Origin of the sequence: Pseudoalteromonas sp. C2R02, from assembly GCF_018860845.1 — a bacterium.
Classification (GTDB): Bacteria; Pseudomonadota; Gammaproteobacteria; order Enterobacterales; family Alteromonadaceae; genus Pseudoalteromonas.
On sequence record NZ_JAHKQC010000049.1, the window covers coordinates 1 to 8,938 of the forward strand.

Genomic DNA, 8,938 nt, shown 5'->3' on the forward strand with positions numbered 1-8,938 from the left:
AATTTATTTTTTAACTTTAAATCTGATTCAAACTTTTCGGAGATAAATCTCCTTCCTACATCAGTCGATGTCGCTACATCGCTTTAAGAATGTTACTTGCCGTCTGTGTCGGTGGAGGCGCAGTATAGGCATTTTTGAAATCTGCGCAAGTGTTTTTATTAAGTTATTTGAATTAATTATCTATACCTAATTTCACACACTTTAAATACAGGTTACTCACTTTATCCTGTGGATAAAATGAAAAATGCCAGCTAATAGCTGGCATTTTAAATTCTAATTAGAATAGTTAAGCTTATTTATTTCCAGCTTTTCATTTTATGGCCTTTAACAGCATAAAATAAGATGAATAAATAACATGGGAACATCACCATATACCCACCTTGTTGACCTAAATCAGTTGCACCACTTGTTAGCCCCCAGAATAAAGGACCAAATGCGCCACCTGATATACCCATAACTAATAATGCTGAACCCGTACTTGTTAATTTACCTAAACCAGATAATGCTAGCGGGAATACAGCAGGCCATACAATTGCGTTTGCTAAACCTAAACATGCTATTAATACTAAAGTATCTGGTAATGCCATAATACCTAATGGCGCAAGCACTGCATTTGAAATTGCATATGAAGTATTATCGCCAAGAACAATACCAGCAGTTAAAACCAAGCCTAATATTGCTGAAACCATTAAAGCTTTTTCTTGTGAAATAAATCTAGGAATTAAGAAGATACCCAGTATATAACCTAACACCATACAAGCCATAGTGAATGAAGTCATAATACCGTAATTTTCGATTCCTAAAGACAAGGCGAATGCACCAATCGTATCACCAGCAATTACTTCCGCTGCTACATAGAAGAATAATGCTAATACACCTAGAGCAAGACTTGGATGTGATAAAGTTTCTTTAACTAGACCTTGCTCACCTGATTCATCAGACTCTTCTTCTTTTTCTAACTCAGGTAATGGCGCCTTGGTAACGGCAAAGCCTAAAACACCAATAAAGATTGCCATACCTAAGTAAGGTAAAATCAAACTATTAGCCATTTCATCAATTTTAATTTGAGTCAGTTCAGTACCTACTGTATCTGTAAAATTACTCATGATTAATGCTGTGAATACGATTGGTGCAACAACACCTGCACCTTTATTCATAATGCCCATAATAGAGATACGTGCAGCAGCTGACTCTTCAGGCCCAATACGTACAACATATGGATTAACCGCCGTTTGCAATAACGTTTGCCCTGCACCCATGACTAACTGCGCTAATAAAAATAATGGAAAGTACTGAGTTTTAGCTGCCGGAATAAATAATAAACCAGCAATCATCATTACACCCATGCCTAATGCCATACCGTTTTTATAACCGACTTTACGGATCACAGCTGCAGAAGGTATCGCAGTAAAAGTTACCGCTATATAAAATGAAAATAAAATTAATGATGCTTGAAATGGTGTTAGTTGAAGAATTTGTTTTAGGTAAGGCATCAATGAACCATTGAGCCAAGTTGCAAACCCTAATATAAAAAATAATGTTGCAACGATTGCCATGGGCACAAAGTTACTTTTAGATCGATTCTCAATATTCACACTGGCTTCCATAAGACTTCTTCTTGTTGAAATTAAGTGTAATACAAGTTCCCCCTGAACTTTATATTTCACTTAATTTAGTTATAGTTAATTTTATGTTTCACGCCAAATAGTCGAAATAATCACAGGTCTAACCAGGTTATCTAACTAGTCATTAACAAAAATGACAGCGCTATCATAAAACTTTACGACAATTTAACGGCTATTGCCAGAGGCATTTACTAAAAACTTAAAAACAAAAAAGGACCAAATGGTCCTTTTTTTAATCTAAATACAATAACGATTTAATTTACTTGAGTAATTCTGCTCTTAGAATTTTCATTTAAATAGCTACGTAATTTCACTTTTTGATCTTTTGTAACCTTAATTGGTGCTAAATATGGTTGCCAGTTACTACCATTATCTAAACTAACCTCTATTTTAAGGTAAGGAACAGATGAATTAGCCTTGAGTTTACCATTTTCAATCACCCCTCCTGGTACAGGTAAATATGGTGATACACCTGAAAGTAGCATTTTATTTAGTTCCTTTTTCCCTAAAGCAGCTGAAAATTTAAGCCAATCTTGTTGTCGTTTTGCATTACTTGGATTATCACCTTCCCAAGGTGCTTTATGCCAAGCACGTTCTGCAACGGCTAATACTCGTGGGAATAACATTTTCAAAACCTGATCTTCAGTTCGAATAGATTCTGACCAAACCTGTCCTTGCATGCCTAAAATATTTTCTGGCTTTTCAAGTTTTGGTAATGAGCGACCCACTAAAGCCTCTAGGTTATCTATTACTTTACCTGAACGCGTAAAATCTGCATTGGCATAGACATTATCAGGCATATATCCAAATGTTTTTTCTGTACTGGTATATCTACCAGCCCAGTAATAACCACGCTCTTCAGGATGAGCTTCATATGGATGGTCAAAATATAAGTGTGTGCCATGTGACAATACAACTTGATAATCGTTATTTGCTAAACGATATGCTCTGTCTGCAACGCCCCATTCCCAAATATTATCCCAAACATTCGCGGTAAACACTTCATTTGGTAGTTCTTTACGATTAAAGGTATTTAATGTGTCATACATTAAACCATCTTCCCAAGCACCAGGAGAAATCCCTCTTGCATTAAGGAGTTCTGCGACACGTTTTGTAAAGTAAGGCTTCAAATCAGCTACGCCAGAAACACCATTTCCTGGTTTATCAAATAATGCCTGACATACAGGAGAGCCAGTCCAAGAGCCTTTACCTACTTCATCACCACCAAAGTGCAGATTGGTTAAACGTACACCTGCTTCCCTGTACATTTGCTGTAATTCATAAGTAACTTTATCGATAAATTGATAACTTGAATCCATACAAACATTTACTGAATTGTCTTTATAGTTCTGAACTGTATTATAAAATGAAGTATCTGCTGGATCGCTTAACAAATAAGCTTTAGCTTGCAGGTTTTGAATAGTCTTAACTTCAGTATCGGTTTTTAAAACCCCAGCTTGATTAAGTAATTGCCCTACACTTTGTTTTTTATCTTTAGCGATAAGCTTATTGTAACGCGCTTCCATTGATTTTATGGCAGCTCTTGCGTGACCCGGTGATTCAACCTCTGGAATAATTTGAATGTGACGAGCAGCAGCAAACTTTAACAACTCAACAAAGTCAGCTCTTGTCATAAAACCATTGCCTGAGCCAGATTTAAATGGACCAGTACCTAATTGTGTTAATAAACATGTTTGCTCTTTTAAATCAAAACAACGATGTGCGCCTATTTCCGTTAATTCAGGTAAGTCAGGGATCTCCAAGCGCCAACCTTCATCATCTGAAAAATGCCAATGCAATTTATTTAATTTATAGCGCCCCATTTGCTCAACAAGTTTGAACATAGCCTCTTTGCCATGATAGTTTCTTGCATTATCATAATGCATACCACGCCATTCATATCTTGGGCTATCCGCTATTTCAACTCTAGGTAGAGTCACTTCTTTTTTACTATCGGCAGGGGCCAACGCAAGCAAGGTTTGCATACCATAAAACACACCGGCATTATCGCTACCGATAATTTCAATTTTATTATCATCAACTTCCAATTGATAACTTGCAGCTTTACCTTTATTGACCGAGTCATCAATTACAATATTGATTAATGGCTGTTTTGAAGTTGGAATATGATTAGGTTCTGCTTGCAATTCTAATTTGTAGTATTTTTTTAAATCAGCTAAAAATACTTTAATTTCAGATGTTGCACCACCGCTATAACGTATTTGCCAGTTATCATTTAATACTGTTTCACCACGATTAAAATCAACATCTTGTGGCATTGGGATCACACGTTTTAACGCATCTGATTCTGATATGTCATTTTTAGCCACTTTAGTGTTATGGATATAACGATTTTCTGCATTTGCAATCTGAGTTAAATCCATTTCTGGTGAATTAAACTTTTTAATTTGGTTTTCACGAACTATGGGTTTAACAAATTGGCTAAAATCTTCAGTATCTGTATTTGAAAAAATCACTGGCGCGCCATTATTGGCAACCATAAATGCACGAGGCATAAAGTCAGAATAAGCAGCTATCCAAGCTGCACCTTTAAATGTTAACTCTAAAGTGCTGCCAGATTTTAAACCTTTAAAATCGGAAGTCGGCACTAAACGGTGTAAATCACCATTAACATGCTCAAACTTCAGACCTTTATCTACTTGTTCAGCTATTTTTCTAATTGAATGAAAGTATACTTGCCAGTCACTAATACCTGCAGGTAAGTCGACATCTGACTTATTATCAAAATTTAAGTTACCTTCAAAGCTATTTGATGCGTATTTAAAGTTATCACTGACGCCAAACTTTAACTGCGTTTTTTGAGTGAACTTTTCTACTGAATCTTGTGAAACACCTGCAATTGCGAACATTGGTATTGAACATATTAAACTCGCACTAATACCACAAAGCATGCTCTTATTGAACCGCATCAAAAATCTCCTTTATTCGTTTTAGATATCAATATTAATTTAGTTATTAGACTTTAATACTGAATAACTCAAATTATTTCTAACAAATCATATGAACTCATTGAAAATATATACTATGGAAATTAAAAATGACAGCGTTATCATTTTTAATTTCCATAGTCTTATTTATCTAATTAAACATTCAACTCAGCCTTTTAGGCAAAGAATTTAGAAAATACTTCAGGGTTTACGACGCTAATTTACTATTATTACTAAATATGATTTAGCTTTAATAGTTTCTCAACAATCACTTTATTTGCCTCAGGGAATTCATATTTATTTAAATCTTGAATTTCAACCCAACAAGACTCCTGTCCTTCATGGCCAACAGCTTCGCCTTTAAAGTTCTCAACTAAGTGGATATCTAAATAAACTGATTTATCAGGATAATCATGATGAATTTGATGAAAAGCCTCACTCGATACGACTTCGATATTAATTTCTTCTTTTAGTTCTCGTGCTAAAGCTTGTGTTACAGTTTCTCCAACTTCCACTTTACCACCTGGAAATTCCCACTTATTACCTTGATGCTGCTTTGCGGAACGTTTACATATAAATATTTGTGATTGTTGCTTAATGATGCCCACGGCTACATGTACAATTTTTTGAGTCATTTTATAATCTTTTATATTAGGAACTGTTAATCAATAAGTACAAAAAAAGCGACCTAAGTCGCTTTTTACACCAGTATCATTTTACATTATGACAATTTACCATGACACTGTTTATATTTTTTACCTGAGCCACACGGACAAGGATCATTACGACCCACTTTTGGTGCTGTGCGTGTCATAGTTGCAGCTTCTGGCGCTTCTCCACCAACATGCTCAGCTTCTTGATGTTGATATTGGTGTTCAGTACTTTCAGATGCACGATGTTGCGCTTCAACAGTTTCTACATCTTCTTCAGCACGCACTTGTACTTTACTTAAAATACCCACAACATCTACTTTTAAGTTTTCTAACATTTCTGTAAATAACTCAAAAGACTCTCGTTTGTATTCTTGCTTAGGATTCTTTTGCGCGTAACCACGTAAATGAATACCTTGACGTAAATGATCCATCGCAGCTAAGTGATCTTTCCAATGCTGATCTAAGCTTTGAAGCATAATGGCTTTTTCAAATTGACGTAATACAGACTCGCCAACCATTTCTTCTTTTTGCTTATAAGATTCAGAAACTGATTCTTCGATACGCTCTCTTAAAGTTTCTTCGAATAACTTATTATCTTCATCTAACCAAGTTTGAATTGGTAATTCAATTAAGAATTCAGCCTGAAGACGCTCTTCAAGTCCTTTTATATCCCACATTTCAGCAAGTGATTGTGGTGGGATAAATTGGTCAATTGTTGCATTCAATACATCGCCACGGATTGCATTGATAGTTTCTGAAATATCGCCTTCTTCCAATAATTCGTTACGCTGAGCATAAACAACATTACGTTGATCATTAGCAACATCATCAAACTCTAATAACTGCTTACGAATATCGAAGTTACGTGCTTCAACTTTACGCTGTGCATTTTCAATCGCTCGGCTTACCCAAGGGTGCTCAATTGCCTCGCCTTTTTCCATACCAAGCTTACGCATCATGTTAGTCATGCGCTCACCAGCAAAGATACGCATTAACGCATCGTCCATTGAAAGATAGAAACGACTTGAACCCGCATCACCTTGACGACCTGCACGACCACGTAATTGGTTATCGATACGGCGAGATTCATGACGTTCAGTTGAGATAATATGTAAACCACCAGCAGCGATTACTTCATCATGCGTTACTTGCCAATCAGCTTTTATTTTTGCAACTTGCTCTTCACTCGGTGAATCTAACTTAGCAACTTGTGCCTGCCAGTTACCACCTAATACGATATCCGTACCACGACCAGCCATATTTGTTGCGATTGTTACTTTGCCAGGTAAACCCGCATCTGCAACGATGTCAGCTTCTTGAGCATGGAATTTAGCATTTAATACGCTGTGTTGAATTTTTTCTTTCTTTAAGAACTGAGATAAATACTCTGAACTTTCGATAGAAATTGTACCAACTAATACAGGTTGGCCACGCTTTTGACAATCAAGGACGTCAACTAGAATCGCGTCGTATTTCTCTTCTTGCGTTAAATAAACTAAATCAGCACGATCATCACGTACCATAGGTTTATTTGTAGGCGTAACTACTGTATCTAGTCCGTAAATTTGTTGGAATTCGAATGCTTCAGTATCAGCTGTACCTGTCATACCGGCAAGCGTTTCGTATATTCTGAAGTAATTCTGGAAAGTGATTGATGCTAAAGTTTGGTTTTCATTTTGAATGTTAACCCCTTCTTTAGCTTCTACAGCTTGATGTAACCCTTCAGACCAACGACGACCTTCCATCGTACGACCGGTATGTTCATCAACAATAATTACTTCATTATCTTTTACAACGTAATCAACATCTTTTTGATACAGTTTATTTGCGCGTAAACCAGCATAGATATGACTTAACAACGTAATATTACCAGCTGAGTAAAGTGAATCACCTTCTTCAATCAAACCATGGTTTTGTAAAAGCTCTTCAACTTTAACTTGACCACGTTCTGTTAAATGAATTTGTTTACCTTTTTCATCTATCGTGTAATCACCATCGCCTTCAACACCTTCTTCATCTTCTTTTTCTTGTTGAACAAGCTCAGGGATCAATAAGTTAATTTTAGCGTAAAGCTCAGAACTATCTTCAGCAGGGCCAGAGATAATTAGCGGTGTTCTTGCTTCATCAATTAAAATTGAATCTACTTCATCTATTAATGCATAGTTTAATGGACGTTGTGCACGTTCTTCTGGAGAAAACGCCATATTGTCACGTAGGTAATCAAAACCAAACTCGTTATTTGTACCGTAAGTGATATCAGCTTGATAAGCTGCTTGTTTATCTTGTGGCGCTAAACCCGCAATATTACAGCCAACACTTAAACCTAAAAATTCAAATAATGGACGGTTTGTCTCAGAGTCACGCTGAGCTAGGTAGTCATTCACCGTAATAACATGAACACCCTTACCTGATAAACCATTTAAGTAAGCTGGTAATGTTGCAGTTAAAGTTTTACCTTCACCTGTACGCATTTCAGCAATACGACCTTGATGTAAGATCATCCCGCCTATCATTTGCACATCAAAGTGACGCATATTAAATACACGTTTTGATGCTTCACGTACTGTTGCAAATGCTTCAGACAAAATATCGTCAAGCGTTTCACCTGCTTCTAAACGCTTGCGAAATTCAGCTGTTTTCGCTTGTAATTCTTCGTCAGTTAATGCTTCAAACTTTTCTTCGTATTGATTGATTACTGCGACCGTTTTTTTTAAGTTTTTAATGGTGCGATCATTGCGACTACCAAAAAGCTTGGTAAATATTTTAGATATCATGATAAAACCGTTACTACCCTTTGATTTCAATTAATTGACGAACTGTTAACTATATGGAGATACAATAACCTAATTTCAAGTAGGTAATTTTTATACGCCAAACTTATATTGAGGGTATAATAAAAGTAATCGCACGCTAATACTAATGTTATTTATGGCAAAAGACAGATACGCACCAAAAACACTTGATGATTTAATGGCAGGCATGTCAAACAAGCTCTCTTCTTATGCCGGTAAAAGCCAAAAACTCGCTCATTTTCAAGCTTTATTTGAGCAATCAATCAGTGCGCCTATGGCTAAAAAATGTCGTGTAAGTAATTATCGTGATGCCATTATGGTAATAGAAACCGACTCTGCAGCCGTTGCTATGCGCCTAAACTATATGAAAATGTCTATTTTATCGGACCTACGTAAAAATGGTTTACCGGAACTGTCACAAATCAAAGTGCAGACTAATCCACAAGCCTTTACAAATAGAACGACACCTTCGAGTCAAAAAGAAAAAAATTCTCAAAAAAAAGATTTAGTATTAAGCGAAGATACCGCAAATTCATTATTAGAAGTTGCAAAAAGCGCCCCGCCTTCTCTCAGAGAAAAATTAGAGAGATTGGCAAAACATAGTAAAAAGTAATTCAAGCATAGAAAATTTACACACATTATTCATTATATAAAAAATACGGGACTTATCGACAATTGCTCCTGCATTGCTCTACTACTTACAACCATGTAAGCAAAGTCCCGTCTACATTCGAGTTTGTATCTTAGTTTAATATTTTAATGACTTGTAGTCGGTAATTTATCCGCGCAAACAAAAAAAGCCGCTATAAAGCGACCTCTTTAGTATCAATTAATAGTAATTAACCAATATGTTTACGTGCATTGCGGAACATACGCATCCACGGGCTATCCTCTTTCCATTCTTATCTAAGGTATTGCTG

The 8,938-nt window shown here is 36.1% G+C and carries 5 protein-coding genes; 1 reads left to right on the forward strand and 4 read right to left on the reverse strand.

Translation table 11 applies throughout. From position 1 onward, the window contains the following. Positions 1-296: 296 nt before the first annotated feature. The 4 genes from nagP to secA all read right to left on the reverse strand — a co-directional run bounded on the left by nagP (position 297) and on the right by secA (position 8,000). Entirely contained in the window at positions 297-1,607 is a 1,311-nt protein-coding gene (gene nagP, locus KO527_RS23910) for an N-acetylglucosamine MFS transporter NagP (protein WP_216042757.1), read from the reverse strand. Between the two features lie 272 nt (positions 1,608-1,879). Beyond that, positions 1,880-4,555, reverse strand: coding sequence for a family 20 glycosylhydrolase (locus tag KO527_RS23915; protein WP_216042758.1), 2,676 nt, complete (start codon positions 4,553-4,555; stop codon positions 1,880-1,882). Positions 4,556-4,806: 251 nt separating this feature from the next. Further along, complete coding sequence (gene mutT / locus KO527_RS23920) at positions 4,807-5,208, reverse strand: 8-oxo-dGTP diphosphatase MutT (RefSeq protein ID WP_216042759.1); 402 nt, start codon at positions 5,206-5,208, stop codon at positions 4,807-4,809. Between the two features lie 86 nt (positions 5,209-5,294). Next, entirely contained in the window at positions 5,295-8,000 is a 2,706-nt protein-coding gene (gene secA / locus KO527_RS23925; protein ID WP_216042760.1) for a preprotein translocase subunit SecA, read from the reverse strand. Positions 8,001-8,154: 154 nt separating this feature from the next. Here secA and KO527_RS23930 point away from each other — a divergent pair, with 154 nt between their 5' ends. After that, positions 8,155-8,631 carry a DciA family protein gene (locus tag KO527_RS23930; protein ID WP_216042761.1) on the forward strand — a complete coding sequence of 159 codons (477 nt, stop codon included), beginning with the start codon at positions 8,155-8,157 and terminating at the stop codon, positions 8,629-8,631. The last annotated feature ends 307 nt before the right edge of the window (positions 8,632-8,938 follow it).